This window comes from Aquimarina sp. I32.4 (assembly GCF_002924285.1).
Classification (GTDB): Bacteria; Bacteroidota; Bacteroidia; order Flavobacteriales; family Flavobacteriaceae; genus Aquimarina.
On sequence record NZ_PGUB01000016.1, the window covers coordinates 18,632 to 35,432 of the forward strand.

Annotated in this window: 14 protein-coding genes and 1 pseudogene; 6 read left to right on the plus strand and 9 right to left on the minus strand. The window is 32.5% G+C overall.

Annotation, left to right across the window (positions count from 1 at the left end; all coding sequences use genetic code 11):
- Positions 1–43: 43 nt before the first annotated feature.
- Both CVD18_RS05475 and CVD18_RS05480 read right to left on the minus strand, forming a co-directional pair.
- Entirely contained in the window at positions 44–322 is a 279-nt protein-coding gene (locus tag CVD18_RS05475) for a type II toxin-antitoxin system RelE/ParE family toxin (RefSeq protein ID WP_103864441.1), read from the minus strand.
- Positions 297–551 (minus strand): hypothetical protein, encoded by a 255-nt coding sequence (locus tag CVD18_RS05480; protein ID WP_103864442.1) that lies wholly within the window; start codon positions 549–551, stop codon positions 297–299. The genes CVD18_RS05475 and CVD18_RS05480 overlap by 26 nt, the downstream gene beginning before the upstream one ends.
- Positions 552–617: 66 nt before the next feature.
- On the opposite strand from CVD18_RS05480, the pseudogene CVD18_RS23480 reads away from it, so the two are divergent.
- Positions 618–931, plus strand: a pseudogene (locus tag CVD18_RS23480) (hypothetical protein); the annotation flags it as partial.
- Between the two features lie 45 nt (positions 932–976).
- Here the strand turns inward: CVD18_RS23480 and CVD18_RS05490 are convergent.
- Positions 977–2,488, minus strand: a complete 1,512-nt coding sequence (locus CVD18_RS05490) for a hypothetical protein (protein WP_103864443.1) — start codon at positions 2,486–2,488, stop codon at positions 977–979.
- A gap of 167 nt (positions 2,489–2,655) precedes the next feature.
- Here CVD18_RS05490 and yiaA point away from each other — a divergent pair, with 167 nt between their 5' ends.
- The 5 genes from yiaA to CVD18_RS05515 all read left to right on the plus strand — a co-directional run bounded on the left by yiaA (position 2,656) and on the right by CVD18_RS05515 (position 5,934).
- Positions 2,656–3,135: an inner membrane protein YiaA gene (yiaA, locus tag CVD18_RS05495; protein ID WP_103864444.1), complete on the plus strand. Its 480-nt coding sequence runs from the start codon at positions 2,656–2,658 to the stop codon at positions 3,133–3,135.
- A 125-nt stretch (positions 3,136–3,260) separates the two neighbouring features.
- Positions 3,261–3,623 (plus strand): hypothetical protein, encoded by a 363-nt coding sequence (locus CVD18_RS05500; RefSeq protein WP_103864445.1) that lies wholly within the window; start codon positions 3,261–3,263, stop codon positions 3,621–3,623.
- 34 nt (positions 3,624–3,657) lie between these two features.
- Entirely contained in the window at positions 3,658–4,956 is a 1,299-nt protein-coding gene (locus CVD18_RS05505; protein WP_103864446.1) for a DUF2157 domain-containing protein, read from the plus strand.
- Positions 4,953–5,510 (plus strand): GDYXXLXY domain-containing protein, encoded by a 558-nt coding sequence (locus CVD18_RS05510; RefSeq protein ID WP_103864447.1) that lies wholly within the window; start codon positions 4,953–4,955, stop codon positions 5,508–5,510. Before CVD18_RS05505 ends, CVD18_RS05510 begins: the two co-directional genes overlap by 4 nt.
- Positions 5,511–5,601: 91 nt before the next feature.
- Positions 5,602–5,934, plus strand: coding sequence for a DUF6515 family protein (locus CVD18_RS05515; protein ID WP_146052713.1), 333 nt, complete (start codon positions 5,602–5,604; stop codon positions 5,932–5,934).
- A 147-nt stretch (positions 5,935–6,081) separates the two neighbouring features.
- Here the strand turns inward: CVD18_RS05515 and CVD18_RS05520 are convergent, their stop codons facing one another.
- The 6 genes from CVD18_RS05520 to CVD18_RS05545 form a co-directional block, all read right to left on the minus strand.
- A complete protein-coding gene (locus tag CVD18_RS05520; protein WP_103864449.1) occupies positions 6,082–6,693 on the minus strand; it encodes an SPOR domain-containing protein in 612 nt (203 codons plus the stop codon).
- A 384-nt stretch (positions 6,694–7,077) separates the two neighbouring features.
- Entirely contained in the window at positions 7,078–7,962 is an 885-nt protein-coding gene (locus tag CVD18_RS05525; RefSeq protein ID WP_103864450.1) for a hypothetical protein, read from the minus strand.
- A 548-nt stretch (positions 7,963–8,510) separates the two neighbouring features.
- A complete protein-coding gene (lysS, locus tag CVD18_RS05530; RefSeq protein ID WP_103864451.1) occupies positions 8,511–10,199 on the minus strand; it encodes a lysine--tRNA ligase in 1,689 nt (562 codons plus the stop codon).
- A 117-nt stretch (positions 10,200–10,316) separates the two neighbouring features.
- On the minus strand, positions 10,317–15,347 hold the full coding sequence (locus tag CVD18_RS05535) for a DUF4132 domain-containing protein (protein ID WP_103864452.1): 5,031 nt from the start codon (positions 15,345–15,347) through the stop codon (positions 10,317–10,319).
- Between the two features lie 13 nt (positions 15,348–15,360).
- Positions 15,361–15,777: a hypothetical protein gene (locus tag CVD18_RS05540; RefSeq protein WP_103864453.1), complete on the minus strand. Its 417-nt coding sequence runs from the start codon at positions 15,775–15,777 to the stop codon at positions 15,361–15,363.
- Between the two features lie 460 nt (positions 15,778–16,237).
- Positions 16,238–16,720, minus strand: coding sequence for a DUF1573 domain-containing protein (locus CVD18_RS05545; RefSeq protein ID WP_103864454.1), 483 nt, complete (start codon positions 16,718–16,720; stop codon positions 16,238–16,240).
- Positions 16,721–16,801 lie beyond the last annotated feature (81 nt).

The following is a 16,801-nucleotide window of genomic DNA, read 5'->3' on the forward strand; positions in this document are numbered from 1 at the left end:
AAGTAACTTTATCACATTTATAAAAGCTTTTCATATATTTCATTTATGTGTTATCGTATTCTTGTGAGTGACTAAGAATCCTAAGTACGTAAACAATATTATTGTCAATAACATAATGTATAGAATACTTATAGGTTTCAAAATGAATTTTTCTAACTCTTTTATAATTAACCTGAAAGAGGTATGGATTAGCCTTAAGATATTTAATTTGTATTGAAAAATCTTCTGTAAATTCCCGTTCTAATCCAGAAGCTTTATAATGGCATTTAGCAATAGCTAAATCTTTTTCTGCTTCTTTAGATACTTGAATTTGATATCCCATTACGCTTTTGTACTTCTTCTATTGGAGAAAATTCTATCTTATTATTATCAAAACGCTCTAGTAAATCGTCCATCATATCCATGTATTCTTTTGAAGGAGGTTTTAGGCGTTTTGCTTGTTCAATAACGAGGTTTTCTAAGTAGTTTTTTAAACTACGGTTTTGGAATTTTGCTTCTTTCTCCAAAGTCTCAATAGTCTTTTGATCGAGGTGTAATTCTTTACGTATCATAACTTGATATTTTATATGATAAATATACGTATAATTTACGTATAATTAGAGATGTTATAATTTAATGGTAAGTTGGAGTCAAAAGAAATAAAAGTAACCCATACTCCAACTGCAGACTTTGTGTTTGAGGAGGATTATGATGTACCTACTCTTGAATTTATTGAAAATCATATTAAAGAAAAAAACACCTACCTGAAATCGCTTCCGCAGAAGAAATGAAGAAAAAAGGATTGAATATTGGAAGTTTTCAGATAAAATTACTTCAAAAAATTGAAGAATTAACGCTTTATACAATAGCGCAACAAAAAGAAATTGAAAGATTAAAATCAATAGAAAAAAGGTTGGGTAAAATAGAGAAATTCATTGAATCTAAAAAATAAATTTAGTCTACATCAGGATGGTAGTATAGGTAACTGTTAGATTTTTCAATCACTGGTGGCTTTATTTTGTGCAACTAGTTCTATAAGGAACAAAGTAGTTTCATAGAGATTAGTCCCCTCTATTCTAGATTTTAACCAGGCATAAAAACTCATGTCAAAAAGATCTTCTTGTCCACGATTAGAGGGAGTCAATGAATTTTGAATCTTATTTTTGAACTCAGCTGTGATTACAGCTTCTGGTTTGCGATAATGTGACATTGCCAGTTTTAAGAACTCTAATACTCGGGTTTCGTTATTTTTTTTAAGATATACCCCGTGTTTTTTTCTGAAACTATTTACCCTAGATTCTACCAAATCAATATGATCGAGTTCTATATACAGAATAATTTCTATAAGGTTCTTTTTTATCACCCAAGTGATATCAGCTTTATCGGTATACCATTGGTCACTGTGATAAAAATCATTTAGGGTGCCAAGAGCTTCTTTAAACTGTGTTTGCTGAAGATAGTATACAATAAGACTCAGCTTGAGATCCAAGAGATATGCAATCTGATCCTTGTATTTATCATACTCAAAATTTTCTAGCATGGCAATAGCTTCTTTTGCTTGCCCTGTGTAATTAAGATTGAGAGATTGTAGTAAGGTATATTGAGGTAAAAAACGTTTATGGTATTTATGGGTATGATTACCCAGATGGTTTCTCATAATGAGTAGATATTGCTGAGATACTGTAAAATTCCTATTTCTAAAATAAGAGTTGGCAACATAATATAGGATTTGAATATGGTAGAACATATGCTTATCCCTCAACATTTCTTTGGCATCAATTTGTCTATATATATCCTCTACAAATGGAAGTATGCTATAATATTCTCGGGTTATATTGGCCGTTTTATTGGTAATCTCTAAAATCTTGAACAAAGACCTGAAAGTAAGGTCTCTAGTGATAGAGATGCCAAACCTAGCTAAGGTGTTTTTTATGACCAATACAATATCTTGTTTTTGTAATAAAAGTTCATGTTGTATGGTGGCATAAAAAAGGTTTAAGTTCTCCTCCTGTTGTAATGCAGCTTTATTGTAATTGAAGCTAATTAACAATTTATCTAGAGATGATAGAGGGTTGAGGTGAGCATATTGAATTTGGGTATAATAGATTTCATTAAGAATACTAAAAAGAGCATAAGTCGTTGCTTTTTGTTCTGCTTTGGCAATCGTCTTGAAACCTATTTTATATTGTTTTTGCTCAAAAAAAAGACGACTTACCAGAAGTAATTTGATGATTTCGATCTCCTCAGAAGTTTCTCCTTCAAAACTTTTAGAAGCAATAAAGTCAATTAAAGTATCGTGTAACCTTTTACATAGAGCATGGTAAGCACCTTTTGACCTTTTTCCGTAAATGATGATATCTGGATCTTTATGAGCTGTGGTAGTATCAAGAAGTTTGAATAACTGAATATTTTTGGTGTCGTTTCTCTTATTCTTTTGACGTAATAAAGAAACAAAACTTCGCTTCTCTTCATCAGAAAGAGTACGTATTATAGATGATATTGTGTGCATTATATAGTAAGTTAATTTAAGTAAAATTACATTAAATATTGATAAAATTTAATTTTATGATAAAATATATCGTAAGTTTTTTGTAGAAATTGAATTTTGTATCAGAACAGATCTCCCCACATTTGTACTGTTCGAATTAATAATTTAATCATCAAAACAAATTAATTATGAATTACAATTTTAGTAACGATGTGTCTAAGGATGCACCAGTAGAAAAAGTAGAAAAGAAAGAAAATAAAGTATACGATCAAAAGCCAACCCCAGCTTTTATATCAGCCTCATGGATGGCATTGTTTATAGGGATGATATCTTACTGTACAGGGTTGTGGAATGCAGGTATGTTGCTTAATGAAAAAGGATACTATTTCACCATTCTATTATTTGGTTTATTCTCTGCAGTATCTGTACAAAAAAGTGTAAGAGATAGATTAGAGGGGATTCCTGTAACAGATATGTATTATGGAATTAGCTGGTTTACCACCTTGATTTCTATTTTATTATTGATTATCGGTTTGTGGAACGCTGATTTAGAGTTGAGTGAGAAAGGATTCTATGGGATGTCATTTACACTGAGTTTATTTGCTGCTATTGCGGTACAGAAAAACACTAGAGATAAGAAGTTTATTGATAATAGCGCAAAGGTATAATCATGTAATTAGCCAAATCAAAAGAAGGGACCTTAGGGGGGCTTGAGGTCTCTTGTTTTGATGATTAAAAAGACAGCCGCGTGGTTTGCGGTTGTCTTTTTTATATCTTTTAAAAAAATAAAGAAATGAAAAAAATCATATTTATTATTTGTGTATTGACTTTGGGAATTACAGTTATATCTCATACCATGAGTTCATCAGGGGATGGGATGGCAGCTCAATTTTGTTTAGGAGTAATTCAGATTATTATCGCCTTGGGATTATTTATTAAATGGAAGCAACATAAGGCTATTGTAAAAAAGTATTTAAAGATCTACTGGGGTATAGTATTGTTATATGGGATGTCTCACTTAGTAATAGATATAGCATTTACCTCTTATGATCTAAATAACGTAGTCTTTTGGAAGGTAATCCCTATGAGTATCGCAACCTATTTTACAGTGATTACATATCTTAATATGAAACAAAAGAAGGAGATAATGCTATAATTCATTATAGATTAAATTTTAAAAAAAAACGAAAATGAGTTCAAAATTTAATAAAGAATTGCAAGTCTTGATCAGAGATAAAGTAATTTCTCCTGAGCTTGCAGATAAGATAGAACGGTATTACGCAACCAAAAATATAGAGAGGCCTAATAGGTTATTTATGATTTTTGGAGTGTTTGGAGCATTGCTAATAGGCTCAGGAATTATACTAATGTTGGCGCATAATTGGGATGATTTTACTCGGTTAACAAAAACTATACTTGCATTTATCCCTTTGATTATAGGGCAAATACTGACAGGGTATTCTGTCCTGAAAAATAAAAGCGTTACATGGAAAGAGGCTTCAGGAACGTTTCTTTTCTTCTCTGTAGGAGCAGCCATCTCACTAGTAAGTCAGATTTATAATATCCCAGGTAAATTAAGCTCTTTTTTGCTTACATGGATTGTACTCTGTTTGCCATTGCTGTATGTGTTGCGATCACACGTAATAACACTATTATCAATTGTGTTAAGTACATACTATGCAGTAGAATTAGGTTTTTGGAATCATTGGAGTATCAAGGTACCTTGGTTATATATCATTTTTATGATAGCAATTATACCTTATTACTACAGGCTTCTTACAAAAAATATTTCTAGTAATGCAGTCACGATTTTTAATTGGCTGTTACCCATGAGTGGTACAATAGCACTAGGAGCCTTTGTAGGAGCTAGTGATGACCTAGGGTTTATAATGTATATCATTTTGTTTGGCCTGTTTTATAATATAGGAAAGCTTCCTGTCTTTGCAGAGACAAGAACGGCAAGAAATGGGTTTTTGATCATTGGATCATTGGGGACAGTCGTATTATTAATGATATTTACATTCCAATTAATGTGGGATGAATTGCTACCAGGTAGATTTGTTTATGACAATCAGGAGATGTATATAACATTAGGACTATTGGTGGTAAGTATACTTGTTTTTGGATATACTATTTTTAAGAAAGGAATTAAAACGATTACCTTATTCCAAGTTGCTTTTATGGTTTTTATAGGAGTGTATGCTATCTTTTTTGCTAGTGGAATATTGCCCGTTATTATAATTAATATATTGGTATTTGCATTGGGGATTTCTGCCATTAAGATAGGAGCAAATAAGTTTAATTTTGCAATTCTTAATTACGGGTTGCTCATTGTCTCAATACTTATTATTTGTAGATTTTTTGATACCGACATGAGCTTTATACTTAGAGGGATTTTGTTTATAGCAGTGGGAGTAGGGTTCTTTTTAACCAATTATATCATGTTAAAACAACAAGGGAGTAACAACCAAAAAAATAGAAAGAGATGAAAGTAATCTATGCATGTATAGTATTTGCGATAATCGCAATAGCACAAATAGGAGTCCCGCTAAAGATGATTTATGATAATGAAGATGCATTACAGTTTGGTACTGCTTATAAGTTTAAAACCCAACCTATAGATCCTACAGATCCATTTAGAGGAAAATATATAACACTCAGGTATGAGATGGATTCTTTTAAAACAGAAGATACGACCTATGTAAGAGGTGATAATATAAAGGTTTATATAGAAAATGATGACCAAGGTTTTGCTCAGGCTGTTGCTATCAGTAAAGAAGAGATAGCTATAAAAAAGGAATATGTTGAAGCCAGAGTACAAAGTTATTATAATGGAACAGTACGATTTGAACTGGTATTCGATCGGTTTTATATGGAAGAAACTAAGGCTTACGCAGCAGAAAGAGCATATACAGAGGTTAATAGCGATAGTACAAAGGATACCGTATATGCACTGGTACGTATAAAAAAGGGGAATGCAGTAATAGAAGATGTGATTATTGCAGGAATACCGATACAAGAGTATGTAGAATTACCTGACTAGTTCTTTTTTATAGCTCATGATTTAAACCTTTTCCTGTTACTCAAGTCTTATTAAATAGAAATCAAAATAAGAAAACAGATGGAAAAGTATAATGAGAATAGTGATGCTGGTTTTATTAGTTGGATTTTTGATAACCTCTTGTGCAACAGCGGTACGAGTGAGACCTGCTAGGGGAGTAGTCGTTACCAAAGCACATCACCAAAAAGTAGCTGTACACAGAAAAGTGAATTATTATAGAAGTGGCGGCGTATGGTATGTAAAAAAGAATAAAGTCTATAAAAAAGTAAGAGTGCCAGTAGGAGTGCGAGTAGCCACATTACCTAGAGGATATAAGGTGGTAAGAGTACGAGGAGTAAAATATTATACCTGTAAAGGAGTATATTATAAAAGATCAGGTAAACAATATGTTGTTGTTACTGTATAGCCTATTTCATTATAAAAATATACTGGTATAGGGAGGATATGCAGTAATAAGAGTTTGATTAGTTAAGTTAGTTAGTTGTATGGAAAACCCCGATATGGATATGTCGAGGGTTTTCTGTTTTTTTGAGTGATACAATACGTCAGAAGATTACCAAGCTTCTTCTATTTTGATACGTTTACCATTTTGATATGAAGCAATAAAAGCATTTCTGAATCCTAATCGAACCAATGCTCTTCGGAATTTTTTTGCCTCATCAAGGGTGGCAAAATTCCCTAAGGCATATTTATTAAAGTTACCACTTCTAATCTCTTTAAAATTTACAAAATTTTCAGAATACATAGATAAATCCATGTTTTCAAAAGCTCCGATTTGTACAGCATATATCAATTCTCCCTGTAAAGAACGACCATTTCCCGATTCACCATCAGGATTTGATTGCAATTCTTGATTCATAGATAAATTCTGTATAGTCTCATTGAGTTCAGCTATTTTGTTGTCGCGTTCAAGCATCTCAGACTTATGTTTTTTCTGAGAGATCATATTTTGAGGAGTATTAAAATTCATAAGATACACCGTTCCAGCAATTCCTAATACAGCCAAAATAGCGAGTATGATAGTTGCGATTTTAAGCTTTCTAGAGATATCTCGCTCATCTTTGACAGCTACATTACGAGCATAATCGATTGCTCGTTTTGATTCTTCGGCTTTTTCTACTTGATTTTTATAATTCTGTAACTCTTCGTCTGTTATAAAAGGCATCTGATTGCTGTTTTAAGATGTTCAAATATAATTGATTCTGTCAAAACTCCAAGATTTTGTACCATTCCTGATTTTATTTTCTTAGAGAAATTCAAATCAAAAATGATATTGTGACTACAAGTGCGGTAGGTTCAAGATAGGGTAGTAGTTATTTTTTAAAAACATAAAGGGTAATCGTATAGCTTTTTTATACAATTACCCTTTACATTGTTTTATACCATTTCCAACTTAAATTTACTCAATAAAACTGCGCCTTTTTGTCTAATATTTCAAGATAAAACACGACCATAGCCCTACTATGCTAGAATTTTCTTTTTCATCTAAGTTAAAAACCCATCATTTTTCTTATGAGTAAATTTAAATCAGAACTGGTATTATACTTTTTTACTTAGCTTCTAATAGTTGAATCATTGCCTTTGAGATAGTGATATATTCTACTATAGTATCACTTTCAAATTTAATTTCCCCTTTTTTGTTTGTTGTAGCAGTTTTGTTTTTTACAGACAAGTAATTTGGTCCCTGATCAGATGTGTGTAAAGTAAAAATACTGTGACTTTGTTTCTCAATATTTTCAATTTTACTTAGGTTTGAAAGTGCTTCTGGTGTTATTTTTTGTTCCAGATCAGCAACAAATTGTTCTTTATCTTCTATTTTGGTTAGTGCTGGCAATTCTTTTTCAGGGTACCATTGATTGCTTAATTCACAAAATGGTTCTCCTGCTTTTTGCCAAGGCAATGATGCTGAAAGACCAATTACAATCAAAGCTTCAATGGTCCAAATAATGTATAAAAATACACCACTAACTGTTGTTCCTCTAATTCCCCAGGTACCGTATTCACCAATTTCCTTGATTAATTCTAATAAGACCCCTGGTTGTGCTATCAGAGAGAATACTTGTAAGAACTTAATATTACTTACAGTAATTCCAATTCTGGAGTTGCCATAACTTTCCCCAGAATTTATGGCCAAATCAACCCAAATAGCCCAATTAAAGTATAATGCAATACACCCACCGATTATACCTAATAAAAAACCTATAGTTGGATTTCTAACTTTTCCAATTTTGATTGCTAAGGATCTAATAATAATCCCTGTACCAATACCAAAGCCTATTGTAATAAAAAGATTAATGTATACAAAAGGGATATACCAAATGCAATATGAGTAGATTAATGCTAATAATGGGAGCCCTATAATTGATAAAGCTGCAAAATATAATAATGATATTGGAGAGAATTTTCTTGATGGTTGGTAGTAATTATTTTTCATTGTTTCTGTTTGATTGATTTTACATTAAAAAGCACTATGTTTTTTTAGATTTAATATAGTGCCACAAGTATGTGTCTTACTAGTAAAAATTGTTACCTGTCTATATTGATGAATTTGTGCAGATTTCCTGTTTTTTTATTGTTATACCTTTTCTTTATTCAAGGCCAATATAAAAAAACTTTCAAATGATTCTGAATTTACTGTGATATCCAGTACATATTAATGGTAAGGTTTATTTAACACAGAGATATAATATTTACTCATAAAAGCAACTATATATTTGCAGTAAGAAACGACAACTGTAAATAGAAAGAGCGTTTTAGAAATCACTTTTGGCTATGGCCTTATAGTGGTTTTTTTAAATGGTATAAGTATGATAATCAAAATTGTTTGTAGACAATAGAGAAGTATGTGTTTATTGTGTAATAAGGAGATGCAGAGACGATAGAGAGCATTGCTTTATATAGTTTAGAACTGTTTGTTTAAGAAAAAAACGCGATCATTACGATCGCGTTTTTTATATAAATTCTTCTTTATAAATAGAACCGTTATATAAGTTCTACAAAAAGATCTTCTTCTGTTTTTTCAACTTTTGCCAAATTGTTTTTGGTTAACTCTTTGATCGATTTATCCCATTTTTTATTAGACAGACCAGATTGTGTTTTTAAATCAGCAAGGGTTAATTTTTCTGATTTGCGCAAGACTTCTAATATGCCTTTTGCATCATCACTAATAGCAACAGCTTTGCGTTCTGGTTTCATTTGCGGGAAAAATAGCACCTCTTGTATAGACTCATTATTGGTCATAAACATAGTCAGTCGATCGATTCCTATACCAATTCCCGAAGTTGGTGGCATACCATACTCTAGTGCTCTTATAAAATCATGATCTATAAACATGGCTTCATCATCTCCTTTTTCTGATAATTTAAGTTGATCTTCAAAACGCTCTAATTGATCTATAGGATCGTTAAGCTCTGTGTATGCATTTGCCAACTCTTTACCATTGACCATTAATTCAAAACGCTCGGTAAGTCCTTCTTTGGATCGATGTTTTTTGGTTAGCGGACTCATTTCTACAGGATAATCGGTGATAAATGTAGGTTGGATGTAATTTCCTTCACATTTTTCTCCAAAAATCTCGTCTATCATTTTGCCGACACCCATAGTTTCATCAGCCTCGATATCTAGTGCTTTGCATGCTTCACGGATTTCTTCTTCTCCTTTTTGGTACAGGTCATAACCTGTATATTCTTTTATGGCATCAAGAATACCAATACGTTTGAAAGGAGCTTTGTAATCGATAACATTATCTCCAAATTGTACTTTGGTAGTACCATGTAGAGTAATTGCTATTTTTTCCAGCAATTTCTCTGTAGTATCCATCATCCAGTTGTAATCCTTGTAAGCAGCATACATCTCCATTACCGTAAATTCAGGATTATGTGTACGATCCATTCCTTCATTTCTGAAATCTTTTGCAAACTCATATACTCCATCAAATCCGCCTACAATCAAACGTTTTAAGTATAATTCATTAGCAATACGCAGGTATAACGGGATATCTAGTGCATTATGATGGGTCATAAATGGTCTGGCAGCCGCTCCTCCTGGAATCGGTTGAAGAATGGGAGTTTCTACTTCTAGAAAGCCCATATCATTATAAAAACTACGAATAGTATTTACTATTTGTGTACGTTTGATAAATGTATCTTTTACCGTTGGATTTACCACAAGATCAACATAGCGTTGACGGTATCGTAACTCTGGATCTGTAAAAGCATCAAAGATATTACCATCTGCATCAGTTCTAGGTTGAGGTAAGGGTCTAAGAGTTTTACTAAGTAGTGAGAAGTTTTTTACCAATACGGTTTTTTCTCCTACCTGAGTAGTGAAAAGCTCTCCTTCGATACCGATAAAATCACCAATATCCAGTAACTTTTTATAAACTTCGTTGTATAAGGTTTTATCCTCTCCAGTACAAATCTCATCTCTATTAAAATAAACTTGTATACGGCCATTAGAATCTTGCAATTCTGCAAAAGAAGCTTTACCCTGTATTCTTCTTGACATTAATCTACCTGCAACAATTACCTTTTTTCCTTCTTCAAACTTGTTCTTTATCTGTTTAGACGTATGGTCTATTGGGTATAATTCTGCCGGATATGGGTCAATACCTAAATCGCGCAGTGCGCCTAATTTCTCTCTTCTTACAAGTTCTTGTTCTGATAATTGCATAGATTCGTCATTTTTGAAGAGACAAAAATAGCCTATTTCAAGAATTTAAAGAAAGGTCTTCTTAAAAAATTTCACCTCAAATTATTCAAGGTGAAAAAACAAAAAATAGCTTTGCTATTATCGATTGATTTGTGCCAAAATTGTAGGGTCTTTTATTTTGTTATCTTCTGATAATAATTTCATTTTAGAAATAATTTCGGCAGATTTAGGGTCATCATCTATAAATGGTAAAAATAACCTACCTCTGTGCTGGCTATGAACAGGAATTATAGATAATTGTAGTCCATTTTTGCTCACGATTCCACTACCTAAATGAATACTATATTCTGCAAGTGTACCTTTGATGATAATATGTCTTTCTTTGATTTCTACATTCTCTGCCTTAAATAATCTAGCAGTCTCTCTTGCTAGTACTGCACGCATCTGCATGGTAGAATGACTCGCCTCTGGATCTACACCACCTACATGAGCAACGCTTACTACTAGATCAATATCACGCATAACCTCACTATAGGTTACGGCATCAATTTCCTGTAAAGGAATAGCTGTATAATCTTTTCTAGATAAGAAACTTATATGTTCTAGAGTTGGCGCTTCGATATCTGCAGGAGAGTACCAATCTGCCATAGCGTACATGGTAGCGATATATCCTTTTTTATGATATACTTTTTGTAAGCCTTCTTCATGGTTTACCGTCCATCCTCTGGATCGTAACAACGCAATGGTTTTTTTAGGTTGAATTTGATGACCCTGATACCTTTCGGATTTTGTGCTAGTCTCGATTTCGTTTTGAGTGATAACATATAGTTCTCTGAAAATCTGCTTGAATGGTTGCACCAGCTTATGATCAAAAGCATACTTTTGATATAAGTCCCATACTACGTTTTCGTATAAATGAGAGGGGTGTGCAATAACAAAAGTATCGGTGTCATTTATTGCTAATTTCTTACCACCTATCCCTATCAGATATCCTTGTTCCCAAAATCCAAGCTTTTTATTCTTTTTATCAAACAAAACAAGTTTTGATAACATGGCTTTTACAACAGGATGTAATAGGATATTAGTAATTTCTTCTGCGCTAAACTCTTCTTCTTGTAACATGGCATTTTCTAGAGAAACACGAGTTCTGGAATACTGCTTTTTTAGATATGCCTTATTCTTTTGTAATGCTACAATTGCTTTGTCTTTTTTGAGTTTTGCAGGAATGGATTTTTGCGACTTTCCATCTTTTGTTACCTTGATATCGGCTTTTCCTTGCTCATCAACAAAAAGCTCAACGATTACATTATCGATAGACACGTTGGCTTTTTTCATAATTTTTTGGGTAGCTTCTCCTTCCATCGCCCAAGAGAAACGAATACTATCATCATATCCAGCATTCCGTGCAAGATTATCCATAGCAATACCAACCGCATTTTTCTCACTTTCTTGTCGTTGCGAACCAAACTGTTTACTCTCTTTCAAGAAATTTTGTAACGTATTATATCTATTTAATAGATCTTTTTGAGGGTTTGCTTTGCTAAGCGGGATTAACCCCAATGCCCTTACATAGTCTTTATCCCTTTTATCATTTATTTTGGCAAGAGTTTCTCTAATTTTTACTTCTCCAAGCATCACACCAGAGTATAGCTTTACCAATCTGTGTCCATTACCATCAGAAATATATTTGGCGGCATCATGTAGTAATTTCCAATTTTGTTTGCCTACATCGGGGTATACATCATTAAACCAATTGATATCTATTGCTCCTTGTGCAAAATCAGAACGGTCTATACTAGAATATCTAGAGATCAAGGTTTCTTTTTCTGCATTCATATAATCTGACGCATGCGCATGAAACCACCATACAGCATCTTCAAGATGTTTAATCTCTAAGTGAGCCTCTATCCAATGTGCCCATTGTGGAGCATATATAGCAGTTTCTATCCATCTCTTTTTTGAGATTTTGGATGTTTGTGCTTGTGCAAGAAAAGTAGAAACCTCTTCGGTTTCTTTAGGAATACATTTTTTTATAAGACTACTGAATGTATTTTTTTTAGAATCGTTATCACCCCAATAATACCCTCTGTGAAATGTTTCTTTGCCTAGCCTACTCAGTAATTCAAACAAATAAAAGCTCCCTTCTATTTTACTCAAATTACTCATATATGGGCTAGCTTCTGTAGGCAAGTCTCCTCGCTCTAATTCTATAGACAGCAGGTTTTTCTTGATTTTTTCTAGTAAATCTGTAGGTAATTTCTTGCCCTCTAAGTTTTTTGATCTGTAGTCAAAACGACCGTCTAATGCCCTCAGTAATTCAGGATTTATGAGTATTTGATACATAACATCATCCTCATTAAGAACGCCTGCATTATATAAATTTATTGTAATCCATGCGGGTGGTACTGTTGGTTTTATAGAAAGAGGGTTTATTTGCGCAATAGCTGTTATAGATTCAGGAATTTTAGGATATGTTAGCTTATTAGCCAAAAGAAACATCTTTATGTTCCAATACCTTTCTAGTAATTGTATATCAGCATTGTATTCTTGTAATTCGTTTTCTACCCCATATACCCCTATACCTAGATATTCTATAATATCACACCAAATAGTTTCTTTTCTACTCCATCTGTCTTTGTAGGTTACTTTTGTTTTGAGATCATCAGGCAGTCTAGCAATCAAGTCTTCTATAACATCCAACCTAAATTGTAATATAGTAGGATGATCTGCAAAAGCATCATATAGAGTACTAACGATAGTATATATTTTTTTATTAATAGAATCCCAACTTGAAGAATTGCTAAGTTTTAATTCTTTGAGATCAGGAACATATTGTTTTACAAATGGGATTAAGGAGTTATAATATTTAAAAGGTTTAGGAAAATGCTGGCAATAATGAAGAACAGTAAGCATTTCAAAATCATTGAGCTTGGATTGCTCATACCAATTTTGCCAGATATCATGTAATGGTAAGTAGTTAACCTTTTCTTTATAAGGCATTTCATAAGCCTTATCATTTGTTAGGCTTACCGTATTTGCAAGTAATACAATTTCTTTATAACCATTTTTATAAATCGCTTCGTATTCAAAATCTTTATGTACATCAAACAAATCAACTAGGGTATTGATAGCTTTAGCTGTTTTTTTTGGATCAATTAAATTCGCAAAAAGGAAATTCTGTTTTGATGTTATTTTAGAAAAAACACTCGTTAATAAAGATTTTTTTTGTTGATTAAAAATGAGTTTTGGTGTGGGTAGTGGTTTTAAGTTGTTATAATCAATTACCCCAAAACCATTACTAAAAGAATATTCTTGGGTGTTCTTAGAAAACTTATCCAAAAATACCTGTTCATTTTTTGAAAACTTAGGTCGTTCTAGATATTGATTGATTGTATCTGCAATATATTCAGACAATCGATTTTCTTCATGCAGTATAGTCAATATCTCTAGTGCCGCCAATCGTTGATCAATTTTAGAAGAAGTAATAAGGCTAGAGGTGATAGATATTATCTTTTGTTGCTCTTGCTGTAAGACTAGGCGGATTGTATTTTTTCTTAATGTTTTGCTTTTTCGTGATAGTAAGTCCTCAAGAACTCGAATATCTTCATCAGCAAGAGTAATAGATTCAAATAACTGTATACCAGTACTCATTACAGATTCGTTTCTGTCTTTGATTGTTTGATGTATGAGATCTCTTTTCCATGGTTCCTTTTGAAGATCAATTTTAGGTAACTTTTTATTATCTTGATATCGATAAGACCATATATAATGATCTGGGAATATTTTTCTGATAAAAGTTTGTCTTTCTTCTGAAGGGATTTTACTGATGTCCTGAGCCAATAATTTATCTTGCTTGTCATCGGCGTACGCTATAATAAAGTTATAGAAATGGTCAGGCTTGATCGTATAATGAGTCCATGAGAATACTTGACCCTCTATACTTTTTCCCTTGGTAGGGAGTTCATTACCGTATTGCTTTATCGTATTAAATAATGTTTGATCGATAACAGGTTTTTCGGGGATTGATTTTAATACCCAATAATCTGTTTCAAGATCTTTACCAAAATCTGTTTTTACCCATTCAAGAATTTTATGGTTTGTTCTTTGAGTCTGGGTGATAAACATACATGCCAGAATCTTTTTTTCTTTATGACCATTCTTAATCAAATTGATTGCTTCTAGATTAGCTTCATCTACATCGTTTAATCCCAAAAACCATAAGGCTACATATACTTCTAGATTATCATTACTTTGTAGTGCTTTCTGCACTAAGGTACGTTCTTCAAAAAAGGAAAGACTTATAGATAATACTCTTTTTATAGTTGCGCTTTTTGGAGTTTCCCATCCAAATCCAAACCAAGTGTCTACAGCTCTAATAACACTACTGAATCGCGTAAGATTATGCTCTAGAATGATTTTTATAAAATACTCCAGAGCTCCGATAGATGTTTCATCCAGTGATTCTAGTATAGTTTGTCTTAACCCTTCTTGCCTTTGGGCGGCAAGTAATAAATCTTTTACCAATTCCCAATTTTTTACGTCATTGGTAAGTAGTAATCCCTTTATTAATCCTCTGGTAACTCCTCCTATATCATCTTCCCCAATAAAAATATCTTTGATTAATTGATAAAGAGGTGTGGATGTATCTGTGTGATCCAATGCTGTAGCATAGAGGTATGCATTGTTTTTATAATACAATTCATTGTAAACATCATATTGAGCCAATTCTAGAATCGTCATACCAGAGTATCCATTGATTCCTGATTGATACATATTTTGCAAGTATGTTATTCTATTGGTAGTATAGGTCTCAGTAGGTCTGGATCGAAAAGACCTGCGAGAATACCCATTTTGATATGGAGTGGTAAGAATCAAATCCCATATTTGTGGAATATGTATAGCTTGATGTTCTCCAAAAAGTAGTTTGGCTAATTTTTTACCCTCTATTTCTTTCCATGGATTTACCAGAGGGTTGTTGCCAAACTGCTCAATAAAAGGTTTGATATTCACATTATATGAATAGTGACTTCTTTTGTGTTTTTTTAATAATTGAGTAATGATTAACCCAAGGACTTTATATTTTTCACTAAAACCATTAAAATCTTTGGTCTCTATTTTTTTTGTTTTTTTACTTTCAATAAAAGCGTTTGCTTGCTCTGATTTTATCATAATAATTTAGCGTTTACCAATAAGTTCCTGTTAAAAATGTCATTCTGAGAAAAGTAACGATACTCTCTTGGTCAAGATGTATCTCCTGTTCAAGCTCTTGAACTTCGTTGTCATTTATAAAAATGATGAAAAGTCCATCTTTAAACCCTTGAATAGCGACCTGTATACTTTCTTCTATAGTTGCTTTGTCCAAATTATGGATTTCGCCAAAACCTATTTTTCCAGATGTGGATTGTTTTTGTATATCTGATGGGGTTAAAAAAGGAAGTAAGTGGGGATTTTCTCGCTTTTCATTAAACTTTGAAAGCTCACTTTTTACACAAGCTACCAGCAAGTCCTCTAGGGTCTTGACAACTTCGTTTGTATGAATTGTAGTAGAATGAACTTTCTTTTTCCCAAGTCGTTTTAGATGTATGCTTATTTCTTGCATGAAGATTTAATGTTTCCCTTGGTTAAAACTAATAATTATTATTGTGATTTTATATTAAATTTTTGTTTTTAAACAGTGCTTTGGTGGGATGTTTAATGTGTTGATAATTATTGTTTTATGTGGTTGTTTTGTTTTTTGAGAACAAGAAATAGTAGCTAGGGTGAAACAAAAAAAACCAGAGGAGTATTACTCTTCTGGTTTTTTGGTGGTTGGTATAGTAAAAAGTATTACTTTGATTAGTATTAAATTTACTTACCAAGTGAGACTTTAATACTACGAAGCTTACCCTGAGGTAATACCAGTTATACTTTGAATTTACTGTAAAAAGAAAATCAGCTATTTTTTCGTTTATGCAAAGAAGAAAAAGTTAGCATAGCTATAGCTATGGTTAGTTTTTATTTTGAAGCATAGGCGAAAAAGAGAATTTTATTGCGGTAAATTCAAAGTGTAAATGGTATAATTATTTACTTACAGGAGTGGCACTAGTTACTGTTCTGGTTTTTGGAGTAACCATCGCTTTGATTTTGAGTATTTCTTTTCCTGTTTTTGTATTCGCAGTAATCGTTACTTGCTTGATCTGTTGGTTTGGCTTGTCATTAGAATTAAATGTAACCAACATTTCTCCTTTTTCTCCAGGAGCAATAGGTTTTTTTGACCACTTAGAAACTGTACACCCGCAACTACCTTTGGCAGTAAGGATTATTAAAGGAACTGTGCCTGTATTGGTGAATGAGAATTTGTGATTTACAATATCACCTTCGCTAATTGTACCAAAATTATATTCGTTTTCGGCAAAAGATAATACCGCATACTCAGCGTTTTTTTTCTCTTGAGAAGTAGTTACAGAGGCAGTGTTTTTTTCTGTTTTTTTGGTACTGTCATTAGTACAAGCTGTCATGGTTATTACAAATAGACTGGCTAAAAATAAAATTTGTTTTTTCATTACTTTGATTTTTTAGATTAGTAAAAAGGGTTAAAAACATTGTTTGATAAGTGATAGAGATAGAAAAATCATCTCTATCAT

What these genes read in the sequence shown, in the direction of transcription:
- yiaA (WP_103864444.1), top strand. Translation starts at nt 2,656, where the DNA reads ATGAATTACAATTTTAGTAACGATGTGTCTAAGGATGCACCAGTAGAA.
- CVD18_RS05500 (WP_103864445.1), top strand. Translation starts at nt 3,261, where the DNA reads ATGAAAAAAATCATATTTATTATTTGTGTATTGACTTTGGGAATTACA.
- CVD18_RS05515 (WP_146052713.1), top strand. Translation starts at nt 5,602, where the DNA reads ATGAGAATAGTGATGCTGGTTTTATTAGTTGGATTTTTGATAACCTCT.
- lysS (WP_103864451.1), bottom strand. Translation starts at nt 10,199, where the DNA reads ATGCAATTATCAGAACAAGAACTTGTAAGAAGAGAGAAATTAGGCGCA.
- CVD18_RS05540 (WP_103864453.1), bottom strand. Translation starts at nt 15,777, where the DNA reads ATGCAAGAAATAAGCATACATCTAAAACGACTTGGGAAAAAGAAAGTT.
- CVD18_RS05490 (WP_103864443.1), bottom strand. Translation starts at nt 2,488, where the DNA reads ATGCACACAATATCATCTATAATACGTACTCTTTCTGATGAAGAGAAG.
- CVD18_RS05520 (WP_103864449.1), bottom strand. Translation starts at nt 6,693, where the DNA reads ATGCCTTTTATAACAGACGAAGAGTTACAGAATTATAAAAATCAAGTA.
- CVD18_RS05545 (WP_103864454.1), bottom strand. Translation starts at nt 16,720, where the DNA reads ATGAAAAAACAAATTTTATTTTTAGCCAGTCTATTTGTAATAACCATG.
- CVD18_RS05475 (WP_103864441.1), bottom strand. Translation starts at nt 322, where the DNA reads ATGGGATATCAAATTCAAGTATCTAAAGAAGCAGAAAAAGATTTAGCT.
- CVD18_RS05510 (WP_103864447.1), top strand. Translation starts at nt 4,953, where the DNA reads ATGAAAGTAATCTATGCATGTATAGTATTTGCGATAATCGCAATAGCA.
- CVD18_RS05480 (WP_103864442.1), bottom strand. Translation starts at nt 551, where the DNA reads ATGATACGTAAAGAATTACACCTCGATCAAAAGACTATTGAGACTTTG.
- CVD18_RS05505 (WP_103864446.1), top strand. Translation starts at nt 3,658, where the DNA reads ATGAGTTCAAAATTTAATAAAGAATTGCAAGTCTTGATCAGAGATAAA.
- CVD18_RS05525 (WP_103864450.1), bottom strand. Translation starts at nt 7,962, where the DNA reads ATGAAAAATAATTACTACCAACCATCAAGAAAATTCTCTCCAATATCA.
- CVD18_RS05535 (WP_103864452.1), bottom strand. Translation starts at nt 15,347, where the DNA reads ATGATAAAATCAGAGCAAGCAAACGCTTTTATTGAAAGTAAAAAAACA.